General features: G+C 61.9%; 22 protein-coding genes. 11 read left to right on the top strand and 11 right to left on the bottom strand.

Going from position 1 to position 22,206, the window contains the following annotated elements; all coding sequences use genetic code 11:
* Positions 1-53: 53 nt before the first annotated feature.
* The 4 genes from DM813_RS14105 to DM813_RS14090 form a co-directional block, all read right to left on the bottom strand.
* Positions 54-1,271, bottom strand: coding sequence for a class I SAM-dependent methyltransferase (locus DM813_RS14105; protein WP_128324008.1), 1,218 nt, complete (start codon positions 1,269-1,271; stop codon positions 54-56).
* A gap of 106 nt (positions 1,272-1,377) precedes the next feature.
* Positions 1,378-1,995, bottom strand: a complete 618-nt coding sequence (locus DM813_RS14100; RefSeq protein WP_128324007.1) for a TPM domain-containing protein — start codon at positions 1,993-1,995, stop codon at positions 1,378-1,380.
* Positions 1,996-2,021: 26 nt separating this feature from the next.
* Entirely contained in the window at positions 2,022-2,762 is a 741-nt protein-coding gene (locus DM813_RS14095; RefSeq protein ID WP_128324006.1) for a TPM domain-containing protein, read from the bottom strand.
* Entirely contained in the window at positions 2,762-3,364 is a 603-nt protein-coding gene (locus DM813_RS14090) for a LemA family protein (RefSeq protein WP_128324005.1), read from the bottom strand. Before DM813_RS14090 ends, DM813_RS14095 begins: the two co-directional genes overlap by 1 nt.
* A 183-nt stretch (positions 3,365-3,547) precedes the next feature.
* On the opposite strand from DM813_RS14090, the gene bglX reads away from it, so the two are divergent.
* The 4 genes from bglX (at position 3,548) to DM813_RS14070 (ending at position 10,462) form a co-directional block, all read left to right on the top strand.
* Entirely contained in the window at positions 3,548-5,839 is a 2,292-nt protein-coding gene (gene bglX / locus DM813_RS14085) for a beta-glucosidase BglX (protein ID WP_128324004.1), read from the top strand.
* Between the two features lie 59 nt (positions 5,840-5,898).
* Positions 5,899-7,650, top strand: a complete 1,752-nt coding sequence (locus DM813_RS14080; protein WP_128324003.1) for an ATP-binding protein — start codon at positions 5,899-5,901, stop codon at positions 7,648-7,650.
* Positions 7,650-8,978: a sigma-54-dependent transcriptional regulator gene (locus DM813_RS14075; RefSeq protein WP_128324002.1), complete on the top strand. Its 1,329-nt coding sequence runs from the start codon at positions 7,650-7,652 to the stop codon at positions 8,976-8,978. Before DM813_RS14080 ends, DM813_RS14075 begins: the two co-directional genes overlap by 1 nt.
* Positions 8,979-9,142: 164 nt before the next feature.
* Positions 9,143-10,462, top strand: coding sequence for an MFS transporter (locus DM813_RS14070; RefSeq protein ID WP_128324001.1), 1,320 nt, complete (start codon positions 9,143-9,145; stop codon positions 10,460-10,462).
* Between the two features lie 67 nt (positions 10,463-10,529).
* On the opposite strand, the gene DM813_RS14065 is transcribed toward DM813_RS14070, so the two are convergent.
* Positions 10,530-11,285: a COG4705 family protein gene (locus DM813_RS14065; protein ID WP_128324000.1), complete on the bottom strand. Its 756-nt coding sequence runs from the start codon at positions 11,283-11,285 to the stop codon at positions 10,530-10,532.
* A gap of 318 nt (positions 11,286-11,603) precedes the next feature.
* Between DM813_RS14065 and DM813_RS14060 the strand changes: the two genes are divergently transcribed.
* Both DM813_RS14060 and DM813_RS14055 read left to right on the top strand, forming a co-directional pair.
* Positions 11,604-11,969, top strand: a complete 366-nt coding sequence (locus tag DM813_RS14060; RefSeq protein ID WP_128323999.1) for a heme utilization protein — start codon at positions 11,604-11,606, stop codon at positions 11,967-11,969.
* Positions 11,970-12,076: 107 nt separating this feature from the next.
* The gene (locus DM813_RS14055; RefSeq protein ID WP_128323998.1) at positions 12,077-12,688 is read left to right on the top strand and encodes a flavin reductase family protein; all 612 of its coding nucleotides are present in this window, start codon (positions 12,077-12,079) and stop codon (positions 12,686-12,688) included.
* 1 nt (position 12,689) lies between these two features.
* Here DM813_RS14055 and DM813_RS14050 read toward each other — a convergent pair whose 3' ends face one another.
* Positions 12,690-12,920, bottom strand: a complete 231-nt coding sequence (locus tag DM813_RS14050; RefSeq protein ID WP_128323997.1) for a hypothetical protein — start codon at positions 12,918-12,920, stop codon at positions 12,690-12,692.
* A gap of 38 nt (positions 12,921-12,958) precedes the next feature.
* Positions 12,959-13,267 (bottom strand): antibiotic biosynthesis monooxygenase family protein, encoded by a 309-nt coding sequence (locus tag DM813_RS14045; protein WP_128323996.1) that lies wholly within the window; start codon positions 13,265-13,267, stop codon positions 12,959-12,961.
* A 203-nt stretch (positions 13,268-13,470) separates the two neighbouring features.
* Here DM813_RS14045 and DM813_RS14040 point away from each other — a divergent pair, with 203 nt between their 5' ends.
* A complete protein-coding gene (locus DM813_RS14040; protein WP_128323995.1) occupies positions 13,471-14,400 on the top strand; it encodes an AraC family transcriptional regulator in 930 nt (309 codons plus the stop codon).
* Positions 14,401-14,418: 18 nt separating this feature from the next.
* Here the strand turns inward: DM813_RS14040 and DM813_RS14035 are convergent, their stop codons facing one another.
* A complete protein-coding gene (locus DM813_RS14035) occupies positions 14,419-16,056 on the bottom strand; it encodes a 5-guanidino-2-oxopentanoate decarboxylase (RefSeq protein WP_128323994.1) in 1,638 nt (545 codons plus the stop codon).
* Between the two features lie 114 nt (positions 16,057-16,170).
* On the opposite strand from DM813_RS14035, the gene DM813_RS14030 reads away from it, so the two are divergent.
* Positions 16,171-17,058: a LysR substrate-binding domain-containing protein gene (locus DM813_RS14030; RefSeq protein WP_128323993.1), complete on the top strand. Its 888-nt coding sequence runs from the start codon at positions 16,171-16,173 to the stop codon at positions 17,056-17,058.
* Here the strand turns inward: DM813_RS14030 and DM813_RS14025 are convergent.
* Positions 17,052-17,666 (bottom strand): NAD(P)-dependent oxidoreductase, encoded by a 615-nt coding sequence (locus DM813_RS14025; RefSeq protein WP_128323992.1) that lies wholly within the window; start codon positions 17,664-17,666, stop codon positions 17,052-17,054. The genes DM813_RS14030 and DM813_RS14025 overlap by 7 nt on opposite strands.
* A 30-nt stretch (positions 17,667-17,696) precedes the next feature.
* Entirely contained in the window at positions 17,697-18,581 is an 885-nt protein-coding gene (locus DM813_RS14020; RefSeq protein ID WP_128323991.1) for an MBL fold metallo-hydrolase, read from the bottom strand.
* 105 nt (positions 18,582-18,686) lie between these two features.
* On the opposite strand from DM813_RS14020, the gene DM813_RS14015 reads away from it, so the two are divergent.
* From DM813_RS14015 to DM813_RS14010, 3 genes are all read left to right on the top strand, one after another.
* Positions 18,687-19,595, top strand: a complete 909-nt coding sequence (locus DM813_RS14015; RefSeq protein WP_128323990.1) for a LysR family transcriptional regulator — start codon at positions 18,687-18,689, stop codon at positions 19,593-19,595.
* A gap of 72 nt (positions 19,596-19,667) precedes the next feature.
* Complete coding sequence (locus DM813_RS28450) at positions 19,668-19,841, top strand: hypothetical protein (protein WP_164897249.1); 174 nt, start codon at positions 19,668-19,670, stop codon at positions 19,839-19,841.
* Positions 19,842-20,017: 176 nt separating this feature from the next.
* On the top strand, positions 20,018-21,430 hold the full coding sequence (locus DM813_RS14010) for an MDR family MFS transporter (RefSeq protein WP_277750109.1): 1,413 nt from the start codon (positions 20,018-20,020) through the stop codon (positions 21,428-21,430).
* A 38-nt stretch (positions 21,431-21,468) separates the two neighbouring features.
* Here the strand turns inward: DM813_RS14010 and DM813_RS14005 are convergent, their stop codons facing one another.
* Entirely contained in the window at positions 21,469-22,101 is a 633-nt protein-coding gene (locus tag DM813_RS14005) for a TetR family transcriptional regulator (RefSeq protein WP_128323989.1), read from the bottom strand.
* Positions 22,102-22,206 lie beyond the last annotated feature (105 nt).

Here is a 22,206-nt window from a genome sequence, read left to right as displayed (position 1 = left end):
GCGGATTCATTCGCGAGCCTTTCGCGGATAAATCCGCTCCTGCAGGTTTTGCTTCAAGCGGCGATCAGTCCATCCGCGCGCAACAGGGTCTCCAGGCAATGTTCCTTGACCCCATAAAAGTCCTTCAGCTGCTGGATTTTCTCCAGCAGCGCCGTTGAATCTCCCGGCGCCTGTCGCTTCACCGCCAGGATCATCTTGTTCTTGTTGGTGTGCTCAAGCGAAATGAACTCGAACACCTTGGTCTCGTAGCCACAGGCTTCCAGGTACAACGCGCGCAAGCTGTCGGTGAGCATCTCGGCCTGCTGGCCCAGGTGCAATCCATACTGCAGCATCGGCTTGAGCAGGCCCGGGCTGTGCAATTGCGGGCGAATCTGTTTGTGACAGCACGGCGAGCACATGATGATCGCCGCACCGCAACGGATACCGGTATGAATGGCATAGTCGGTGGCGATGTCGCAGGCATGCAGGGCAATCATCACGTCAATGGCGCTGGGCACCACGCTGCGCACATCACCACACTCGAACACCAGCCCCGGATGCTCCAGGCGCGCGGCAGCGGCATTGCACAGCTCGACCATGTCCGGACGCAACTCGACACCGGTCACCTGCGCGTCGCGCTGCAAGGTGTTGCGCAGGTAGTCATGGATGGCAAAAGTCAGGTAACCCTTGCCCGAACCAAAGTCCGCCACGCGCAAGGCTTGATCAGCCGCCAGCGGCGCGGAACTCAAGGCATGGGAAAACACTTCGATGAACTTGTTGATCTGCTTCCACTTGCGCGACATCGCCGGGATCAGCGCATGTTGCTTGTCGGTCACACCCAGGTCATGCAAGAACGGCCGGCTCAGCTCCAGGTAACGCTTTTTCTCCCGGTCATGCTCGCCGTCCGCTGCCTTGCGTGCCTGCTGCACGGCACTACTGTGCAACATCGGTTTGCCCTTTTTGCTGAACTCCAGCTGCGCCTCATTATTGAGGCTCAACAGGTGAGCGTTGCGAAACGAGCCCGGCAGCAATTCGGCCACCAGCGCCAGCGCCTGGTCATTGGGCAGGTTACGGGTGATGTCACGGGTCTGGTAGCGATACACCAGCGACAGGCAGGCCTGGCCCTTGACGGTCAACGGTTTGGCGATGATCCGCTGCAAGGCTTCTTCAGTACCGACATGGCGCGCCAGCACCAGCTTGATCAGGGCGTTCTGTTCAAGGCTGGTGGCGAGCAGGCTCAGAAACTGCGCACGCGCATCCGGCGCGGTCTGGGCGGAGGGGGAATCGGACATCGGGAGTGGGTGCCTCGGGTTACGAAGGGGGCGACTGGGCGCAATGCCGGGCATTTTACGTGGATGACCGGCCTGCGCACAGTTTTTGTCGATCAGCGTTTGCCGCTTACCCCAGTACCACCAGGCGGTTGGGCAGTTCGTTGCGCGCCTGGGTCACCGGCACGTGCTGGCGCAAGACCTCGCCACAGGCCTCGACGCAGGAGACGAACCCCTGCAGCGTCTGGCCTTTGCCTACCTGGTCGGTGAAACGCTGGACGATGCCGTCCCAGACTTTGTTGTCGAGGTGCCGGGAGATGCCTTCATCCACCAGGATCTCGACATAGCGCTCGGCTTCGCTGACGAAAATCAGCACACCGGTACTGCCCATGGTGTGGTGAAGGTTCTGCTCCAGAAACTGCCGCCGGGCCAGGTTCGACGCACGCCAATGGCGTACCGAGCGCGGTATCAGCCGGGTTGTCAGGCGCGGGATGCGAAACACCAGGCTGCAGACGATGAAGGTCAGCCACTGGCTGATCAACAGCGTGCTGACGCTTGACCAGCCGCTGAGGTAATGCACGATGCCCGGCACCAGCAAGGCCAGCAAACTGGCCCAGAGCAAGGGAATGTAGGCGTAATCGTCGGCGCGCCGGGCCAGTACCGTGACCAGCTCCGCATCGGTGTGCTGTTCAACCCGGGCGATGGCCTCGGCGACCTGGCGCTGTTCATGTTCACTGAGCAATGTCATGCACTGGAAATCCCGTTGAGTGTTGTTTACCAGCCACCAGAGGAACCGCCGCCGCCGAAGCCGCCACCGCCGCCACTGAATCCGCCGCCTCCGCCACCGCCAAAACCACCGCCGTAGCCGCCACCGAAACCACCGCCCATGCCGCCGCGGCCACCACGGCCGCCGCCACCCAGGCCCATGCCCTGCAAGGCAAAGACGACGATGACCAGCAGAATGAACAGTCCGATAGACCAGCCCGGTGCCTGCGCTTGCCCACCGCCACCTTGGGCGCGCGATGGCTCGGCCAGCGGATTGCCACCCAGCACCTGGAGGATGGCTGCGGTGCCCTGGACGATGCCCTGGCTGAACTCGCCACGGCGAAACGCCGGAGTAATGATGCTGTTGATGATCACCGACGACTGCGCATCGGTCAGGCGCTCTTCAAGGCCATAGCCCACTTCGATGCGCAACCGGCGTTGCTTGGGGGCGATGATCAACAGCGCGCCGTTGTCCTTGCCCTTCTGGCCGATCCCCCACTGTCGACCGAGCTGGTAGCCGAAATCCTCGATTTCCAGCCCTTGCAGGTCATTCAGGGTGACCACCACAACCTGCTCGCCGGTGGCCTGTTCATGTGCCGTGAGCATGCGTTCGAGCTGGCCGCGGCTATTGCTGTCGAGCAACCCGGCATCATCCACTACCCGGCCGGTCAGGGCCGGGAAGGTAACCTCTGCGCGTAGCGGTGCGACCATCAGCAACGCCAGCATCAGCCCCCATACCAGCCGGCGCATCAGAATTTCACTTCAGGGGCTTTGTCGGCATCGGTGGCGGTGGCCTCGAAGTTCTCCCGAATCGGCAGGTTGCTGTACATCACCATGTGCCAGAGGCGGCCGGGGAACGTACGAATCTCGGTGTTGTAGCGCTGAACGGCGGCAATGAAATCCTTGCGAGCCACGGCAATACGGTTTTCCGTGCCCTCAAGCTGGGACTGCAACGCCAGGAAGTTCTGGTTCGATTTCAGGTCCGGGTAGCGCTCCGATACCACCATCAGGCGGCTGAGCGCACCGGTGAGTTGCGCTTGCGCTTGCTGGAACTGCTGGAGTTTCTGCGGATCGTCCAGGGTGCTGGCATCGACCTGGATCGACGTTGCCTTGGCACGCGCTTCGATGACTGCGGTCAAGGTTTCCTGTTCTTGCTTGGCATAGCCTTTGACCGTTTCGACCAGGTTGGGAATCAGGTCGGCACGGCGCTGGTACTGGTTCTGCACCTGGGCCCAGGCTGCTTTTACCTGTTCATCGTAGTTGGGAATGTTGTTGATCCCGCAACCGGCCAGCAGGCTGCCGAGCATCAATATCAGCCACAGCTTTGCGCCCTTGTAGTGGATTACCTGCATAGTTGCTCTTCTCCTAGATCTGCGTTAACCGCTGCACTTGAGGCATAATCCGACACCGCCGCTGGATCGTGACGGCCCAATCGGCTAGAAGATGCCCCAGCAAACTACAACAATAGCCGCTTCCCCAACTTCGGCTGGGCAGTATCACCGTGAATACTGCCGTAAGCCTTGAGAACTCACTTAATGAACAAGCTGTGTTTGCTGGGCCTCCTCGTTAGCCTGGCCAGTCAATCGGCCTTTGCCGACACCTCATCCGCACCGCTGCAGAACAAGCAGGCCTTTATCGCCGACCTCATGGGGCAGATGACCCTGGATGAGAAGATCGGCCAGTTGCGCCTGATCAGTATCGGCCCGGAAATGCCCCGCGAGATGATCCGCAAGGAAATCGCCGCAGGGCGCATCGGTGGCACGTTCAACTCGATCACCCGCGCCGAGAACCGGCCGATGCAGGACGCTGCGGGCCGCAGTCGCCTGAAGATTCCGATGTTCTTCGCCTACGACGTGATCCACGGTCACCGCACCATTTTCCCGATCAGCCTGGCCCTGGCCTCAAGCTGGGACATGGACGCAATCGCCAAGGTCGGCCGGGTTTCGGCACTTGAAGCCTCTGCCGACGGCATCGACATGACCTTCGCACCGATGGTCGACATCGCCCGTGATCCACGCTGGGGCCGTACCAGCGAAGGTTTTGGCGAAGACACTTACCTGGTGTCGCGCATCTCCAGGGTCATGGTCGAGTCGTTCCAAGGCAAGAGCCCGGCAGAAGCCACCAGCCTCATGGCCGCGGTCAAGCACTTCGCCCTGTATGGCGCAGTGGAAGGCGGGCGCGACTACAACACCGTCGACATGAGCCCGAGCAAGATGTTCAACGACTACCTGCCGCCCTACCGCGCCGCTATTGATGCAGGCGCCGGTGGCGTGATGGTCGCGTTGAATTCGATCAATGGCGTGCCGGCCACCTCCAACACCTGGCTGATGCAAGACCTGCTGCGCAAGGACTGGGGCTTCAAGGGCGTGACCGTCAGCGACCACGGTGCGATCACCGAGCTGGTTCGCCACGGCGTCGCCCGCGATGGCCGCGAAGCGGCAAAACTGGCGATCAAGGCCGGCATCGACCTGAGCATGAACGACTCGCTGTACGGCGAAGAACTGGCCAGCTTGCTCAAGGCAGGTGAAATCAACCAGGCCGACATCGACAACGCCGTGCGTGAAGTGCTCGGCGCCAAATACGACATGGGCCTGTTCGCCGACCCGTACCGGCGCATCGGCAAGGCCAGCGAAGACCCTGCCGACACCTACGCCGACAACCGCCTGCACCGTGCCGAAGCCCGCGACGTGGCACGCCGCAGCATGGTGCTGCTGGAGAACCGCGAGCAGACCCTGCCGCTGAAAAAAGCCGGCACGATTGCCCTGGTCGGGCCGTTGGCCGATGCCCCGATCGACATGATGGGCAGCTGGGCCGCCGCTGGCCGTCCGCATCAATCAATCACCGTGCGCGAAGGCATGCGCCAGGTGCTCGGTGACAAGGCCAAGGTGATCTACGCCAAAGGCTCCAACGTCACCCACGACAAGGCCATTCTCGATTACCTGAACTTCCTCAACTTCGATGCCCCGGAAATCATCGACGATCCGCGTCCGGCCGCGGTATTGATCGACGAAGCGGTCAAGGCCGCCAGGCAGTCGGATGTCGTGGTTGCGGTGGTGGGTGAATCGCGTGGCATGTCCCACGAATCGTCGAGCCGCACCACCCTGGAAATCCCTGCCGCCCAGCGCGAGCTGATCAAGGCCCTGAAGGCCACCGGCAAGCCGCTGGTGCTGGTACTGATGAACGGCCGGCCGCTGTCGCTGGCCTGGGAGCGGGAACAGGCCGATGCCATCCTCGAAACCTGGTTCAGCGGTACTGAAGGGGGCAACGCGATTGCCGATGTGCTGTTCGGCGATTACAACCCGTCGGGCAAGCTGGCCATCACCTTCCCGCGCTCGGTCGGGCAGATTCCGATGTACTACAACCACCTGAGCATCGGTCGGCCGTTTACCCCGGGCAAGCCTGGCAACTACACCTCGCAGTACTTCGAGGAGCCAAACGGCCCGCTGTACCCCTTCGGTTATGGCCTGAGCTACAGCGACTTCAGCCTCTCGGCGCTGACCCTGTCGAGCAAGACCCTGAAAAAAGGCCAGACGCTGGAAGCCAGCATCCACGTGAAAAACACCGGATCGCGTGACGGTGAAACCGTGGTGCAGCTGTATGTGCAGGATGTTGCCGCGTCGATGAGCCGCCCGGTGAAAGAGCTGAAGAACTTCCAGAAAGTCATGCTCAAGGCCGGTGAGGAGCGCACCCTGACCTTCACCCTCAGTGAAGACGACCTCAAGTTCTACAATAACCAGCTGCAATGGGCGGCGGAACCGGGTGAGTTCAATGTCCAGGTCGGGCTGGACTCCCAGGCCGTGCAGCAACAGCGCTTCGAACTGCTGTAAACCTCGCCAAGCACCCAGGGAAGGCCAGGAGGCCTTCCCGATCTGCCGGGATCTGCACCATGCCGCTTTCCTTCCGAGCCCTGCGTCTGGGACTGTTTGTTTTCTTCATACTGGCCGGCATGTTGTTCACTGCCGGCTGGGCCATGCACCACGCCAAACGTCAGGCGATGATTGAAGACGCCGGCCGCGCCAGCCAGCAGCTGGGCCTGTACGCCAATTCGCTGCATACCCTGATCGACCGCTACCGCGCCCTGCCAGCCGTGCTGGCTCTGGACCCGGAACTGATCAAGGCCCTGAGCAGCCCGGTCGACAAGCCGGTGCAGGACGCCCTGAATCACAAGCTCGAACGCATCAACAGCACCGCCAACTCCTCGACCCTGGAGCTGCTGGACAGCACCGGCCTCGCCGTGGCGGCCAGCAACTGGCGCCTGCCCAGCACCTATGTGGGCTCCAACTACGCCTTTCGCCCCTACTTCAAGCAGACCCAGAGCCAGGGCACCGGGCGCTTTTATGCCGTGGGCGTGACCAGCGGTGTGCCCGGTTACTTTCTCTCCAGCGCGGTACAGGGTGAGAACCAGCGCTTTCTCGGGGCCATGGTGGTCAAGCTGGAGTTCCCGGAACTTGAGCGCGAATGGCGTCAGGGCAGCGATATCCTGCTGGTCAGCGATGCCCGCGGGATCATCTTCATCGCCAACCAGGACGGCTGGCGTTACCGCGAGCTCAAGCCCCTGAGCCGCGAAGACCGGGCCGAACTGGCAGTCACCCGCCAGTACGACAAGCAACCGCTGGTGCCACTGCAGCACCAGGTCCTCAACCGCTTCGGTGACAACAGCCACCTGACCCGTGTACAGGGCCCGGAAGGCAGCACCGAGTACCTGTGGGAAAGCTTGCCACTGGAAGCCGAAGGCTGGACCCTGCACCTGCTGCGAAAACCGCAGGTCAGCAACGCCGGGCGCAATGCAGCCCTCGCCGCTGCGGCGGTATGGCTGAGCCTGGTGTTTGCCCTGTTGTTCATCAGCCAGCGCCTGCGCCTGGCCCGCTTGCGCCAGCGCAGCCGTGAAGAGCTCAAGCAGCTGGTCGAAGAGCGCACCCGCGACCTGCGCACCGCGCAGGAAGGTCTGGTGCAATCGGCCAAGCTGGCAGCCCTGGGGCAGATGTCTGCCGCCCTCGCTCATGAAATCAATCAGCCGTTGACGACCCAGCGCATGCAACTGGCAACCTTGCGCCTGCTGCTCGACAACCAGCGCTATGACGAAGCGCGTCAGGCACTGGAACCGCTGGAGCAGATGCTGACACGCATGGCGGCCCTCACCGGCCACCTGAAAACCTTTGCCCGCAACAGCCCCAGCGGCCTGCGCGAACGCCTGGACCTGGCCACGGTGGTTGACCAGGCCTTGCAACTGCTCGATACACGCATCCGCGCCGAGCAGGTAGAAGTTGCCCTGTACCTGGCCCGCCCGGCTTGGGTGCGCGGTGATGCCATCCGCCTCGAACAGGTACTCATCAACCTGCTGCGCAATGCCCTCGATGCGATGGCCGGCAAAAGCTACAAGCGCCTGGAAATTCGTATAGAACTGGCAGCGGATCACTGGCGCCTCAGTGTGTTCGACAGCGGTGGTGGCATCCCTGTCGAGCACCTGGGCAATGTCTTCGACCCCTTCTTCACCACCAAGCCCGTCGGCGAAGGCCTGGGGCTTGGACTGGCAATTTCCTATGGCATCATTCATGAAGCCGGTGGGCGCCTGACCGTCGAGAACCAACCCGGAGGCGCCTGCTTCGCCTTCACCCTGCCCAGAGACCCGGAGCCCTAATGTTGAACTCGGTAATGGTCGTCGACGACGAAGCCAGCATCCGCACGGCGGTGGAACAATGGCTGAGCCTGTCCGGCTTCAACGTGCAACTGTTCAGCCGCGCCAGCGACTGCCTGGAGCAATTGCCCGAGCACTTCCCCGGGGTAATCCTCAGCGATGTGCGCATGCCGGGCATGGACGGCCTGCAGTTACTCGAGCAGCTGCAGGCCCGCGATGCCGACCTGCCGGTGATTCTGCTGACCGGGCACGGCGATGTACCCATGGCCGTCGATGCCATGCGCAACGGCGCCTATGATTTTCTCGAGAAACCCTTCAGCCCGGAGAGCCTGCTGGGCAGCCTGCGCCGTGCGCTGGAGAAACGCCGACTGGTGCTGGAGAACCGGCGCCTGCATGAGCAGGCCGACCTCAAGGCGCGCCTGGACCAGACCCTGCTGGGCATGTCGCAAGGCATGCAGCAACTGCGCAAGCAGGTACTGGACCTGGCCGACCTGCCGGTCAATGTCCTGATCCGTGGCGAAACCGGCAGCGGCAAGGAGCAGGTCGCCCGCTGCCTGCACGACTTCGGTCCACGGGCCGACAAACCCTTCGTTGCGCTCAATTGCGCGGCGATACCCGAAGCCTTGTTCGAGGCCGAGCTGTTTGGCCATGAAAGCGGGGCCTTTACCGGCGCCCAGGGCAAACGCATCGGCAAACTGGAATACGCCAACGGCGGCACAGTGTTTCTCGATGAGATCGAGAGCATGCCCCTGGCCCAGCAGGCCAAGCTGCTGCGGGTGTTGCAGGAGCAGAAGCTGGAGCGCCTGGGAGCCAACCAGAGTATCCGCGTCGATTTGCGCATCATCGCTGCGACCAAGCCCGACCTGCTGGAAGAAGCCCGCGCCGGACGCTTTCGTGAAGACCTCGCCTACCGCCTGAACGTCGCCGAACTGCGCCTGTCGCCATTGCGCGAACGGCGTGAAGACATCCCCTTGCTGTTTGCCCATTTTGCCCGCCAGGCCGCCGAGCGCGTGGGGCGTACTGCACCGCAACTCAGTGGCGCACAGCTGGGTCACCTGCTCAGCCACGACTGGCCGGGCAACGTCCGCGAACTGGCCAACGCGGCCGAACGCCATGCCTTGGGCCTCGGCGAACCGGCCGTTGCCTCGGTCGAGTCCGGACAGTCGCTGGCCGCCCAGCAGGAAGCCTTTGAAGCTCACTGCCTGCGTGCAGCTCTGAGCCGTCACAAAGGCGAAATCAAGGCGGTGATGGAAGAACTGCAACTGCCGCGCCGCACCCTCAACGAGAAGATGCAGCGCCACGGATTGCTGCGCGAAGACTTCCTGCAATAAGCGGAATCTTGCCGATCACTCACCGCAGCATGAGCGGGTTTCCGCTCATCAACCGGACGAACCCCTTGTAATCCGGGCCCTCAGCACCTGGCACAGCTCCTGCTATAGCCCTCGCAGGCTGCGTTTCGGCGCGCTCCACAAAAACAACTATGAAGGTCCCTTCGATGGATAACTCCAGCACCCTGCCCGCCGGGGCGGCCATTGCGCCCGCCGCGGACAAAACCACCCGAAGCCGGCTCAAGTCGATTTTCAGCGGTTCGATCGGCAACATGGTCGAATGGTACGACTGGTACGTTTACGCCGCATTCTCCCTGTACTTCGCCAAAGCATTCTTCCCTGCCGGCGACACTACCGCACAACTGCTGAACACCGCCGCAATCTTCGCAGTGGGCTTTCTGATGCGCCCGATCGGTGGCTGGCTGATGGGCCTGTATGCCGACCGCAAAGGCCGCAAGGCCGCATTGATGGCGTCGGTTCTACTGATGTGCGCAGGCTCGCTGGTCATCGCCCTGACGCCAGGCTACGAGACCATCGGTGTTGCCGCCCCCATCCTGCTGGTGATCGCCCGTTTGATGCAGGGCCTGTCCGTCGGTGGCGAATACGGCACCTCGGCCACCTACCTCAGCGAAATGGCCACCAAGGAACGTCGCGGCTTCTTCTCCAGCTTCCAGTACGTGACCCTGATCTCTGGCCAGCTCATCGCCCTGGCGGTGCTGATCATCCTTCAGCAAACCCTGACTACCGAGCAGCTGTACGCGTGGGGCTGGCGTGTACCGTTCGTGATCGGCGCCCTGTGTGCGGTCGTGGCCCTGTACCTGCGCCGTGGCATGGAAGAAACCGCGTCGTTCACCAAAAAGGAAAAGTCCAAGGAAAGCCTGATGCGCACCCTGATGCGCCATCCCAAGGAACTGGCAACCGTGGTCGGCCTGACCATGGGCGGCACCCTGGCCTTCTACACCTACACCACCTACATGCAGAAGTACCTGGTGAACACGGTCGGCATGAGCATCAGCGACTCGACGACCATTTCGGCGGCGACGCTGTTCCTGTTCATGTGCCTGCAACCGGTGATCGGCAGCCTTTCCGACAAAATCGGCCGGCGCCCGATCCTGATCGCCTTCGGTGTACTGGGCACCATCTGCACCGTGCCGATCCTGACCACCCTGCACACCATCCAGACCTGGTGGGGCGCGTTCTTCCTGATCATGGCGGCGCTGATCATCGTCAGCGGCTACACCTCGATCAACGCCGTGGTCAAAGCCGAACTGTTCCCCACCGAAATCCGTGCTCTGGGCGTCGGCCTGCCGTATGCACTGACCGTGTCGATCTTCGGCGGTACTGCTGAATACGTGGCCCTGTGGTTCAAGAGCATCGGCATGGAAACCGGCTACTACTGGTACGTGACCGCCTGTATTGCCTGCTCGTTGCTGGTGTATGTGTTCATGAAAGACACCCGCAAGCATTCGCGCATTACCACCGACTGATCGACTCTGCGGGGTTGATAAAAAAGGGGCCTCCAGCACTGGAGGCCCCTTTTTTCATGCCGGAGAATCAGGACAGTTCAGAGACCGTCTGGCGCTGATTGCGGTTGTTGTAGTAGTAGGCCATGCCGATCAGCACCAGCAGCACGGCGCCGAGCACTGCGGACGAGCCCACGGTGCCAAAGTCCAGGCCACCCTTCTCATGCGGTTTGGTCAGGAAGTCGCCCAGGGTCGCGCCAAAGGGCCGGGTCAGCACGAACGCAATCCAGAACAGTACAACGGTCGATATCCGCGTCCAGTAGCGCGCCACCACCACCAGCGCGATGGCCGATCCGATCAACAGCGCACCGCCGGCAAAGCCCAGCCCGGAGTCATCCGCCAGGTAGTCGCCCAATGCCGTGCCCAGGGTGTTGGAGAACAGGATGGCGACCCAGTAGAACAACTCCCCCTTGCGCGAGGTGATGCGATTCACGTCCAGCGGGTTGCCGCTCAGGCGCCACAAGGCAAATGTCAACATCAGGATGCCAATCAGAATCGCCGAGCCGGTGGCGTAACCCAGGCCGAGGGTACGGTCCATGAAATCGGACATGGTGGTGCCCGCCGTACTGGTCGAAAGGATCACCAGCCAATAGAGCACCGGGTGATAGGTCCTCGACAACAACTGGGTCACCAGAGTGACCAGAAACACGCTGATCAGCATCACCGAACTCAGGGCATAGCCCACGTTCAATGTCATCGAGAGCAGGTCGCCCGCCGTCTCGCCCAGGGTGGTTGCACAGATTTTCATGACCCAGAAGGCCAGTGTGATCTGGGGAAGTTTGTTCATGCAGTGCAGCTCCATAGTCAGGTGCGGCACAGACTGCTGAGCGGCCGATGAAAAAACGGTAGTGGACTAATGAAAAAAGCGTTGGCCTTGAGAATTATTCGCTTAACACCTCATTAATCCTCGCGGCTTAGTCTTTGGCTACTGACAAACCACTTACCTGAATCAACGGTGTGTTCCGTGAAGCAGTAATTCTCGCCGCCAAACACATCTAATTAATCGATTTATATACGCTATTTTTTGCGCTTTTTAATCAAATTAATCGGCGTAGCATTAAACCCATAGAAAGAAACAACCCCACACCACCTCGGAGCAACGACCATGAAAACCAAACTGATCCTGACCCTCGCCTTCTCGGTACTGGCTGCCAACGCTTTTGCTGAAGACGGCTTCGATCGCACCAACGCCCACAGCTTCAGCGCCATCCAGACTCAGTCGGCAACTTTTGCAGAAGACGGTTTTGATCGCACCGGTGGCGCCAAATTCGCCGAAGACGGCTTCGATCGCACTGGTGGCGCCAAATTCGCCGAAGACGGCTTCGATCGTACTGGCGGCGCCAAATTCGCCGAAGACGGCTTCGATCGTACTGGCGGCGCCAAATTCGCCGAAGACGGCTTCGATCGTACTGGCGGCGCCAAATTCGCCGAAGACGGCTTCGATCGCACCCAGGCCCACCGCATCAGCTAAGCGCTGATGCGACGCACACAGCCCGGCCTCGGCCGGGCTTAATCGTTTTCAGCCGGGCAAAGCCTTGGCACACTAGGCACTTACTCATCGGTAAGGCTTCAAGGCAGATGTACTACTACGAACCCAGCAAAGGCCACGGCCTGCCCCACGATCCCTTCAACGCAATCGTCGGCCCACGCCCCATTGGCTGGATTTCCTCCCAGGATGACGAAGGTCGTTTGAACCTCGCGCCTTACAGTTTCTTCAACGCCTTCAATTACATTCCACCGATCATCGGTTTCTCCAGCGTCGGGCGTAAAGACAGCCTGAACAATATCGAGAAAACCGGCGAATTCGCCTGGAACCTGGCCACCCTGCCCCTGGCCAACGTCATGAACCAGAGCTGCGCAGCCGTGCCGGCAGACGTCGACGAGTTCGCGCTGAGCGGCCTGACGCCGGTAGCGTCCAGGGTCATCGCAGTGCCTCGGGTGCAGGAAAGCCCGGTGTCGTTCGAATGCAAGGTGACCCAGATTATCCAGCTGCAGCGCGCCGACCAGGTGCTGGTACCGAGCTGGTTGATTCTGGGTGAAGTGGTGGCGGTGCACATCGCCGAGCACCTGCTCAAAGACGGCATCTATGACACCGCAGCCGCGCAACCGATTCTGCGCGGAGGTGGCCCTGCGGACTACTTCGAGCTGGGCAATCTGTTCAAAATGGCCCGCCCGCAGGTCAACGGCTGAGTTACCAGACCAGCTCGGCGTCGTCACTGACGCCCTGCAAGCGTTCCAGTTCAGCGCAGGCCGCTTCGTCGGCGGCCAGGGCAGTCTTGAAGGTCTGCCCTTCAAGTACTTTGTGAAAACGCGGCGCGCCGGTGGCACCCAGGCCTTTCACCGCGATTGCCGCGTTGTAGCCCTCTTCACCGCGTACCGCTGCCGATACCGCTTCAAACTGCGAAAACTCTTTACGTGCCATGTGCTGTAAATCCACATCGGTTGTCGAAAACCGTCATTCTAACTCGCCGTGGGCTCGCCGAACGTATGCAGATCGAGACTGGCGACCACCTGGGCCTGAACCAGCTCGCCGAACAGGTCCAGCGTGGGTGAGGCAAAGTAACCGCTCATCGCCTGCTGATCGCACCAGAAACCACTGAGCAACCACAGGTCCGCGTCAGCCTGGGACTGCTGCAAGTTGAACTGCAGGCAGCCCGGCGCTTGCCGCGACGGTTCGAGCAACTGGCGCAAGCGTTGGCCCAGTTCCACGGAGCGACCGCTACTGGCCCGGATAAAAGCAAGGTGAGTGACCGAGTGGGACGAGGTCATGCGCATTTCTCCTAGAGCAGCCAGATCGTAGTACCAGGCTGCCAAGGTTAGGCGACACCCCGCGCGTGCCGTTAGGCCATTCCTGTCACACGCTTGCCTGATCCTGCGTGCGGCAGGATCAGGCAAGCGCTCGACAGCATTTGGCTAGCGCCGTAGCTTGCACAAACCTATGCTGCTTCAGTCCCTTTCTGGAAGTAATCGTGATGTCTACGCTCGACCCTGAACGCCAGGTTCTCGACCCGACCCTGGAACAGCAACGTCAGGAGCTGGCCGACCTGGTGCGTCGCCATGCACCGGGAACCACGACGGCAGAATCGGCCATCGCGAACCTGTACCTGGTGCGTTACGAAGAAAGCGTGCGGTCGGTGCCTACCCTGGCACAACCAGCGTTGTGCATCATGGCCCATGGCAGCAAGGAAATCAGTCTGGGCGATGAACGCTACGCCTACGACCCGTTGCACTACATGGTGTTGTCGGTGGCGCTGCCGCTCAGTGGCGTGCTGCTCGAAGCCAGCCCGGAGAACCCGAGCCTCGGCGTGCGCCTCAACATCGACCCGGCGCAGATCAACAGCCTGCTTGCCGAAGCCGGTCCGATGGGAGTTCCTGCGCTGCCATCGGGGCGTGGACTGTATGTCGAACGTACCGATCCATTGCTGCTCGACGCCTTGTTGCGCTTGATCCGCTTGCTGGATACGCCCAAGGACATCGCCGTCCTGGCGCCGTTGATCCGCAGGGAAATCATGTACCGCTTGCTACGCGGGCCGCAGGGCTACCGCCTGTATGAAATTGCCATGTCGAGCAGCCAGACCCATCGCGTCTGCCAGGCGATCACCTGGCTCAATCAGCACTTTCATCGCCCGCTGCGCATCGAGGATCTGGCCCGCGAAGTGAACCTGAGCAGCTCCACCCTGCACCATCGCTTCAAGGCAGTGACCTCGATGAGCCCGCTGCAGTACCAGAAGCAATTGCGCCTGCAGGAAGCGCGGCGGCTGATGCTCAACGATGGCCTGGAGGCAGCCGTGGCCGGCTACCGGGTGGGTTACGAAAGCCCTTCGCAATTCAGCCGTGAATACAGCCGGCTTTACGGTGCGCCGCCCGCACGGGATCTGGCCCGGTTGCGCAGCGCACTGTAAAGCAGTGCGCAAGGCCGCTTAGGCCGGTACTGCCTGCTGCCACTGGTTCTGGTCGATCTCGATCAGGCTCGGCCCCTTGCGATCGCAGGCCTGACGCAGTGCCTGGCGCAACCCGTCGACATCGCAGACTGCCTGGGCAGCACAGCCCAGCGCCTTGGCCACGCCGATGAAGTCCGGGGTGTGGATGTCGACGCCCACCGGCTCGATGGCGCGGTTGACCATGTATTTCTTGATTTCCTCGTAGCCTTGGTTGTTCCACAACATAACAATCAACGGCACCTGGGCTTCGGTCGCGCTGGCCAGTTCCGGCAAGGTGAACTGCAGGCCGCCGTCGCCGATCAAGCAGATCACCGGTGCCCGCTCTTCAATGGCCTCGGCACTGCCGAGCCAGGCGCCCATGGCCGCCGGCAAGGCGTAACCGAGGGTGCCGTAACCGGTGGAGGCGTTGAACCAGCGGCGCGGCTGATCCATGTCCAGGGTCAGGTTGCCGGTATACACCGGTTGAGTCGAGTCACCCACCAGAATGGCATTCGGCAACGTGTCGAGCAGGGTCTTGAGCATGCGCGTCTGGCTGTGCATCGGCAGGTCCCAATCGGCCAGCAGCGTTTCGCGCAGGCGTGCCGCACGACTGGCGCCCCACTCAGTGCCGCGTACCGGTGCAGGTTGCTCGGCCAGCGCCACCAACAGCGCCTGCGTCGCGACCGTCGCGTCGGCCACCAGAGCGATTTCCGGTGGGTAGTTGCGTACGGTCTGGTCCGGGTCGATGTCGATGCGCAGCAGGCGGCCAGGGATTTCGAAGCCACCCTTGAAGGTCACGTCGTAGTCGGTTTCGGCAAGCTCGGTTCCGATGGCCAGCACCACGTCCGCTTCGGCCACCAGGGCGCGAGTCGCCACCAGCGACTGGGTGGAGCCGATCTGCAAGGGATGACTCGATGGCAGCACGCCTTTGGCATTGATGGTCAGTGCCACCGGCGCCTGCAGGTATTCAGCCAGGCGCGTCAGCGCTGCACTGGCGTCGATGGCACCGCCACCGGCAAGAATCAGCGGTCGACGGGCGCTGGCCAGCAGGGCTGCCATCTGCGCCACCGGGGCCGGCGCCGCGCCGGCGCGGGCAATGCGCACCGGCGTGCTATTGAGCAAGTGATCGGCGTCTTCGACCAGCACATCCAGGGGAATCTCGATGTGCACCGGACGTGGACGGGCACCATCGAACACGGCAAAGGCGCGGGCCAGCACCATCGGCAGGTCGTCGGCACTCATCAGGGTGTGGGAAAACGCCGCCACACCGGCGACCAGGTTGCCCTGTGCCGGCAGCTCATGCAGCTTGCCGCGACCGCCGCCCAACTGGTTGCGCGACTGAACGCTGGAGATCACCAGCATCGGGATGGAATCGGCATAGGCCTGCCCCATCGCGGTGGTGATGTTGGTCATCCCGGGGCCGGTGATGATGAAGCAGACGCCGGGTTTGCCACGGGTACGCGAGTAGCCGTCAGCCATGAAGCCTGCGCCTTGCTCATGACGCGGGGTAATGTGCCGGATAGATGATTGTGCCAACCCGCGGTAAAGCTCGACGGTGTGCACGCCGGGAATTCCGAAGACATGGTCAACGCCATAGCCTTCAAGGAGTTTGACCAGTACTTCGCCGCAAGTTGCCATGTTCGCCTGCCTGTTGTTGTGCTGAAAACAGGCTCTATTGGACTGCCGCCACGCTAACGGCACAATGCAAAAAAGCGCATACTAGCCATGTCTACAGATCATGGCTTGACGATGATGAAACGCCTGCCCCCCTTGCCCGCCCTGCATACATTTCTGGTCACGGCCCAGTGCTGCAACTTCACCCGGGCTGCACAACAGTTGCACATCACCCAGGGTGCGGTCAGCCGGCAGATTGCCGGGCTCGAGGAGCACCTGGGGTACGCCCTGTTCCTGCGCCAGGCCCGAGGCCTGAGCCTGACCCGTGAAGGCCAGGACTGGCTCCCGCGGGTACAGCAGGTGTTCGCCTTGATCGAGGAAGGTGTGCAACATGTCGGCGCGCGCAGTACCACGCTGCAGCTCAAGGCGCCGACCTGTGTGATGCGCTGGCTGCTACCACGCTTGATGGAGTGGCAGGCACTGCGCCCGGACGTACCGGTCGAGCTGACCACTACAGTGCAACACGGTGTGGACTTTCGCCGCGAGGTGTTCGATGCCGCGGTGGTATATGGTGCGGCGCCGAATCACGGATTACACACCCTCAAACTGTTCGATGAACAACTGACGCCGGTGTGTGCTCCGCACCTGTTGTCCGGTGAGCTGCCCATCACGCAACTGGCCGACCTCGACCAGCACATGCTGCTGCATCCTACCCGCGATCACCATGACTGGAACGTCTGGCTCAACGCTGCAGGCGCCAACCTGCCACGTCACAGCAAAGGCCAGCATTTCGAAACCCTGGACATGGCGATGTCGATGGCCTCTCAGGGAACCGGCGTCGCCATTGGCGATTGGTCGCTGATCGGCGACGACCTCAAGAGCGGGCGTCTTGTGACGCCCTTTCCTTTGAAGGTCAGGACGGGTCAGGCCTATTACCTGGTCCGCCCTCAGGGGTCGAACGCCCCGACCCTGCTCGAACTGTTCGACTGGTTGGGCGTGCAGGCGCAGGGCCGGCGCGATCAGTAACCGACAGTGAAGCGCTGACGCGAGTGCGCAGGCTTTTCCACTTCATCGAGCATGGCGATGGCGTAGTCGGCAAAGGTGATCCAGCTTTTGCCGTCGGCACCGATCAGCAGGTGATCCTTGCCCGTCTGATAGTGGCCGGTGCGCGCCCCTTCGACAAACTCCGCCGAGGGAGACAGAAAGGTCCAGTCCAGTTCCTTTTCCTGACGCAAGGTGTCGAGGTAGTGCCCACCGGCAGTGGCCTCGGCCTTGTAGGCCTCAGGAAAATCAGGGCTGTCGATGACCTTGTGCCCCGACGGCAGCAACAGGCTACCCGCCCCTCCGACAACCAGCAGGCGTTTCACCCCGGCTTTCTTCACCGGCTCGATAATCGCCTGCGGCTTGATGCCGGAAAAATGCGCGGCGCTGAGCACCACGTCGTGCCCCACCAGGGCCTGCTCCAGTGCAGCCGCGTCAGTGACATCCAGCGCCACCGTCGTCACGCCTTCACGCCCCTGCAGTTTGGCCGGGTTGCGGGCAATGGCCGTAACGCGGTGACCACGGCGCAGCGCTTCTTCCAGTAACTGGCTGCCGGCACGTCCGGTAGCTCCGATGATTGCGATCTTGCTCATGGATACGCTCCTGTCAGGATTAACGAGTTCTTACCACTTCATTTCGCCCGTAGCGACCTTGGCACTGAGTTCCAGGGAGCTCTGTTCGCCCAGGTCCGGGAAACGTTTTTTCATCGCTGCAACCAACGCATCGGCATTGCTGGCCCGGGCGGTTTCGACATCGAAGGCTTTGATGTAACTGGCGGTAAAACGCACAGCCTCAAGGCCTTCGCCCGGCTGGCTCAGGTAATGACCGGGTACCACTGTTTGCGGCTTGAGCTGTTCGATACGCTCGAGGGTCGCTAGCCAGTCACGATGCGATCGCGCGGTTTGCGTGTCGGCCATCCACACATGCAGGTGGTTCGCCACCACCACGCCGCCGACCACGGCCTTGATTGAAGGAATCCACACAAAGCTGCGCTCCGGCTGCGAGCCATCCAGGCCGATCACCTCAAGGTGCTGGCCTTCCAGGGTCAGCCGGTTGCCCGGCAATACCTGCGGAACGACCAGTCTGGCCGGTTTGTCTGCGCCCATCTGTGGCCCCCAGTACGCCAGTTTGGCATCCATGGACTGTTTGATATGAGCAACCGTAGCCGCCGAGGCGACAACCTTGGCCTCGGGGTAAGCCTCGGTCAGGGTCTGCAGGCCGAAGTAATAATCCGGATCCCCGTGACTGATATAGATGGTGGTCAAGTGTTTGCCGCTGGCGCGCAGATTCGCCAGCACCTGCTCGGCCTGCGCCTTGCCGAACTGGGCATCAACCAGAATGGCATCGTGCCTGCCGCTGACAATCACTGAGCTCACCGGGAACAACGCCTCGCTCCCCGGGTTATAGACAGTCAAGTGCAACGGCTGCTCAGCCGCTTGAACCTGGGCCAGCGCCCCCAGAGTAACCAATGCCAGCAACAAACCGCGCAAGGAGAACGAACGACGCATCAAGGAAATTCCTGAAAGTGGAAGCATGGGCACCAGCTTAGTTGCGCGATCCGTCGCAAAAAATGCGATTATCAGGACTAGTTTGTTTCTGAAATCGGGCAAATCATGGACCGTCTGACTGCAATGCGGGTGTTCGTCTCTGTGGTCGACCTGGGCAGCCAATCTGCTGCCGCCGACCATCTGGACCTTTCTCGCCCGGTGGTTTCGCGTTACCTGGCCGAGCTCGAAGACTGGGTCGGCGCGCGCTTGATGCAGCGCACCACGCGGCGCCTGAGCCTGACCGCCGCCGGCCAGGAAACCCTGTCACGCTGTCGGCAAATGCTGGAACTGGCTGGCGACCTGCAAGCCGCTGTGCGCGCCCCCGACGAGGCGCCTCGTGGCGAACTGCGCATCAGCGTCAGCACCTCGTTTGGCCAGGCGCAGCTGGTGGATGCTGTCGCCGCGTACGTCAAACGCTATCCGGGGGTGACCATCGACCTGCAAATGCTCGATCGCACCGTGAACCTGGTGGATGAGCGCATTGACCTGGCCATCCGCACCAGCAACGAACTGGACCCCAACCTGATTGCCCGCCGCCTGAGTGTCTGCCGCTCGGTAGTCTGTGCCGCCCCCGCCTACCTGCGCGAGCATTCCACCCCCTTGCAGGTGGAGGACCTGGCCCGGCACAACTGTCTGACCCACTCCTACTTTGGCCGCCACCTGTGGCACTTCGAGGTGAACGGCGAAAGCGTTTCGGTGCCGGTGCAAGGCAACATCAGCGCCAATGAAGCCATGACCTTGCAACGTGCAGCACTGGCCGGCAGTGGTATCGCCATGCTGCCGACCTACCAGGCAGCGGCCGCCTTGCGCAGCGGTGAACTGATCCGCTTGTTGCCGCAGGCCAAGCCCCGGGAGCTCAACCTCAACGCCGTCTACACCTCGCGCAAACACATGCCGGCCACGCTGCGCAGCATGCTCGACTTTCTCGCCGAACGTTTCACCGCCGAGCCGCAATGGGACCGTGACCTGCAATAACCGCGGCACTCGGGGCAATGCTGACCTATGCTTTAAGTAGCACGTATGTGCTGGTTGAAAGAGGTGAGCATCATGGGCCTCAAATCCAGAAGATGCGCGGTGGTCTGCGCCATTGCCGCAGTGCTCGGGCTTTATGGCACTGCTGCTTACCGGGTCGAACAGGCTCGCCATCAGCCGTATTCGGCAGCCAGTTGCAGCCTGGCCCATTGCGTACCGCACACGGCAACCCTCAGCGCCCTCAAATAGGCCAATGTCAGCGTTCGATGAACACGCCGTGTTGATCGCAGCAGACGCTTAGCAAGCTATCTAGTACACTGGTCGGCACCTGCTCGTGCAGCGCATCGCTGCGCGACAAACCTGCCTTTTCGAGCTGGCCTGTGACCCAACTCAACACACCTCAACCGGTGCTGCGTAGCGTGCTGATGGCGCTGATGCTGGCTATTTTCCTGGGTGCCCTCGACCAGACGATCGTCGCCGTGTCGATGCCGGCGATTTCCGCGCAGTTCAATGACGTCGGCCTGCTGGCCTGGGTGATCTCCGGCTACATGGTGGCCATGACCGTGGCCGTGCCGATCTACGGCAAACTGGGCGACCTGTATGGCCGCCGGCGGATGATCCTCACCGGCACCGCGCTGTTCACCCTCGCCTCGCTGTTCTGCGCCGTGGCACAGAACATGGAGCAATTGATCCTCGCCCGGGTGCTGCAGGGTATCGGCGCCGGCGGCATGGTGTCGGTCAGTCAGGCGATCATCGGCGACTTCGTGCCACCGCGCGAACGCGGTCGCTACCAGGGCTACTTCAGCAGCATGTACGCCCTGGCCAGTGTGCTCGGCCCGGTGTTGGGCGGCTACCTCACCGAGTACCTGTCCTGGCGCTGGGTGTTCTGGCTGAACCTGCCCCTGGGTTTGACAGCCTGGTGGGTAACCCGCCGCGCACTGCACACCCTGGTGGTCCCACAACGCCAGGCTCAGGTGGATTACCTGGGCGCGGCGCTGCTGATCTTCGGCCTGGGCAGCCTGATGCTGAGCATTACCCTGGTCGGCCAGGGCCATGCCTGGCATGCACCAGAGGTCGGTGCGCTGGTGCTGTGCGCGCTGGTCGGGCTATGGGTGTTTGTGCGCCATGAGCGTCAGGTCGCCGAACCCTTGCTGCCTCTCAAGCTGTTCTCCAACCGGGTTGCCACGCTGTGCTGGTGCACGCTGTTCTTTACCAGCTTCCAGGCCATCTCCCTGACCATGCTGATGCCCCTGCGCTACCAGAGCATTACCGGCGCGGGTGCCGACAGCGCCGCCTTGCATATTTTGCCGCTGGCCATCGGTTTGCCGATCGGCGCCTATTGCGGCGGTCGCCTGACCAGCTTCACCGGACGTTTCAAGCCACAGATTCTTGGCGGCGCGCTATTAATGCCGTTTGCCATCGCCGGCATGGCCTTCACCGCGCCGCAAGCGGCCTGGCTCAGTGGCCTGTTCATGGTGTTGACCGGGATTGCCTCGGGCCTGCAGTTCCCGACGTCGCTGGTGGCGGCCCAGAGTGCGGTACAGGCACGGGATATCGGCGTGGCCACCAGCACCAGCAACCTGTTCCGTTCGCTGGGCGGTGCCATGGGCGTGGCCTGCATGTCAGCGTTGCTGCTGGCGATGCTGCAGAGCACGGGCCTGAGCCTGGCCGGCGATGCCTTGCTCGGCAGCCTCAAGGCGGGCATGCCTGATGAGCAGATGCAGCTGCAGTTGCTGACAACCTTCCGCCATTTATTACTGGGCAGTGCTATGGTGTCCCTGTTCGGACTGACGGCCGCGCTGGCGTTGCCTGACACGCAATTGCGCGGCCACGGGTAGGACGGCGGACAAATTCCATCACAAACCTTCACAAAGTCCTATTTGCGCAAAGCGGGACTCAAGCGCAGCATATCCAGCCCGGTATCGACCCATTGCTCTGCATCGCCGAGCAGGTCGAAGCTTTCCGGCAAGAGCAGCCAGCGTCGGATCAGACCGTCGATGTAGGCATACATCGCCAGCGCTGCACGTTCCGGATTCACATCAGCGGGCAATTGCCCGCGCTTGATTGCATTGCCCAGCGACAACGCGATATGGGCATGACATTCATCAGTGGAGGTTTGCCGTTGCTGGCGAATTTCGCACATATCATCGGTGAACTCGCACTTGTGATGCAGAATTTCATTGATACGGCGGGTTTTCGGGTCAAGCACCAACTGGTGCATCAACTGGACCAGCAGCTTGCGCATGCAGCCGAGCGGATCCAGCTCGTCTTCGCTTTCGCTGGCCCGGGCCAGCGCGTCCAGCGGCTCATGCAGGCTGTCGAGCATCGCCTCGACCAGCTCGGCCTTGTCGTTGAAATGCCAATAGATAGCGCCACGGGTAACCCCGGCCAGTTTGGCGATATCGGCGAGCGTGGTTCGCGCCACCCCGCGCTTGTAGAAGGCCTTTTCTGCTGCCTCAAGAATCTGGGCGCGGGTTTCCTGGGCTTCCTCTTTGGTTCTACGGACCATGGCAGTACAACCTCATCAAGGCCCAGACGTGCCTGTGGCCATCCGGGAGCTGGGCCGGGCCAACCTTTTGAAGATTGTGGCCGGCATATGAAATTCAAGGCTTGC

The sequence above is a fragment of the Pseudomonas alkylphenolica genome (genome assembly GCF_004025535.1).
GTDB lineage: Bacteria > Pseudomonadota > Gammaproteobacteria > Pseudomonadales > Pseudomonadaceae > Aquipseudomonas > Aquipseudomonas alkylphenolica_A.
Note: the sequence above shows the minus strand (reverse complement) of the source record. Positions and strands in the feature narration are given on the sequence as shown.

What these genes read in the sequence shown, in the direction of transcription:
- DM813_RS14105 (WP_128324008.1), bottom strand. Translation starts at nt 1,271, where the DNA reads ATGTCCGATTCCCCCTCCGCCCAGACCGCGCCGGATGCGCGTGCGCAG.
- DM813_RS14100 (WP_128324007.1), bottom strand. Translation starts at nt 1,995, where the DNA reads ATGACATTGCTCAGTGAACATGAACAGCGCCAGGTCGCCGAGGCCATC.
- DM813_RS14095 (WP_128324006.1), bottom strand. Translation starts at nt 2,762, where the DNA reads ATGCGCCGGCTGGTATGGGGGCTGATGCTGGCGTTGCTGATGGTCGCA.
- DM813_RS14090 (WP_128324005.1), bottom strand. Translation starts at nt 3,364, where the DNA reads ATGCAGGTAATCCACTACAAGGGCGCAAAGCTGTGGCTGATATTGATG.
- bglX (WP_128324004.1), top strand. Translation starts at nt 3,548, where the DNA reads ATGAACAAGCTGTGTTTGCTGGGCCTCCTCGTTAGCCTGGCCAGTCAA.
- DM813_RS14080 (WP_128324003.1), top strand. Translation starts at nt 5,899, where the DNA reads ATGCCGCTTTCCTTCCGAGCCCTGCGTCTGGGACTGTTTGTTTTCTTC.
- DM813_RS14075 (WP_128324002.1), top strand. Translation starts at nt 7,650, where the DNA reads ATGTTGAACTCGGTAATGGTCGTCGACGACGAAGCCAGCATCCGCACG.
- DM813_RS14070 (WP_128324001.1), top strand. Translation starts at nt 9,143, where the DNA reads ATGGATAACTCCAGCACCCTGCCCGCCGGGGCGGCCATTGCGCCCGCC.
- DM813_RS14065 (WP_128324000.1), bottom strand. Translation starts at nt 11,285, where the DNA reads ATGAACAAACTTCCCCAGATCACACTGGCCTTCTGGGTCATGAAAATC.
- DM813_RS14060 (WP_128323999.1), top strand. Translation starts at nt 11,604, where the DNA reads ATGAAAACCAAACTGATCCTGACCCTCGCCTTCTCGGTACTGGCTGCC.
- DM813_RS14055 (WP_128323998.1), top strand. Translation starts at nt 12,077, where the DNA reads ATGTACTACTACGAACCCAGCAAAGGCCACGGCCTGCCCCACGATCCC.
- DM813_RS14050 (WP_128323997.1), bottom strand. Translation starts at nt 12,920, where the DNA reads ATGGCACGTAAAGAGTTTTCGCAGTTTGAAGCGGTATCGGCAGCGGTA.
- DM813_RS14045 (WP_128323996.1), bottom strand. Translation starts at nt 13,267, where the DNA reads ATGACCTCGTCCCACTCGGTCACTCACCTTGCTTTTATCCGGGCCAGT.
- DM813_RS14040 (WP_128323995.1), top strand. Translation starts at nt 13,471, where the DNA reads ATGTCTACGCTCGACCCTGAACGCCAGGTTCTCGACCCGACCCTGGAA.
- DM813_RS14035 (WP_128323994.1), bottom strand. Translation starts at nt 16,056, where the DNA reads ATGGCAACTTGCGGCGAAGTACTGGTCAAACTCCTTGAAGGCTATGGC.
- DM813_RS14030 (WP_128323993.1), top strand. Translation starts at nt 16,171, where the DNA reads ATGAAACGCCTGCCCCCCTTGCCCGCCCTGCATACATTTCTGGTCACG.
- DM813_RS14025 (WP_128323992.1), bottom strand. Translation starts at nt 17,666, where the DNA reads ATGAGCAAGATCGCAATCATCGGAGCTACCGGACGTGCCGGCAGCCAG.
- DM813_RS14020 (WP_128323991.1), bottom strand. Translation starts at nt 18,581, where the DNA reads ATGCGTCGTTCGTTCTCCTTGCGCGGTTTGTTGCTGGCATTGGTTACT.
- DM813_RS14015 (WP_128323990.1), top strand. Translation starts at nt 18,687, where the DNA reads ATGGACCGTCTGACTGCAATGCGGGTGTTCGTCTCTGTGGTCGACCTG.
- DM813_RS28450 (WP_164897249.1), top strand. Translation starts at nt 19,668, where the DNA reads ATGGGCCTCAAATCCAGAAGATGCGCGGTGGTCTGCGCCATTGCCGCA.
- DM813_RS14010 (WP_277750109.1), top strand. Translation starts at nt 20,018, where the DNA reads ATGGCGCTGATGCTGGCTATTTTCCTGGGTGCCCTCGACCAGACGATC.
- DM813_RS14005 (WP_128323989.1), bottom strand. Translation starts at nt 22,101, where the DNA reads ATGGTCCGTAGAACCAAAGAGGAAGCCCAGGAAACCCGCGCCCAGATT.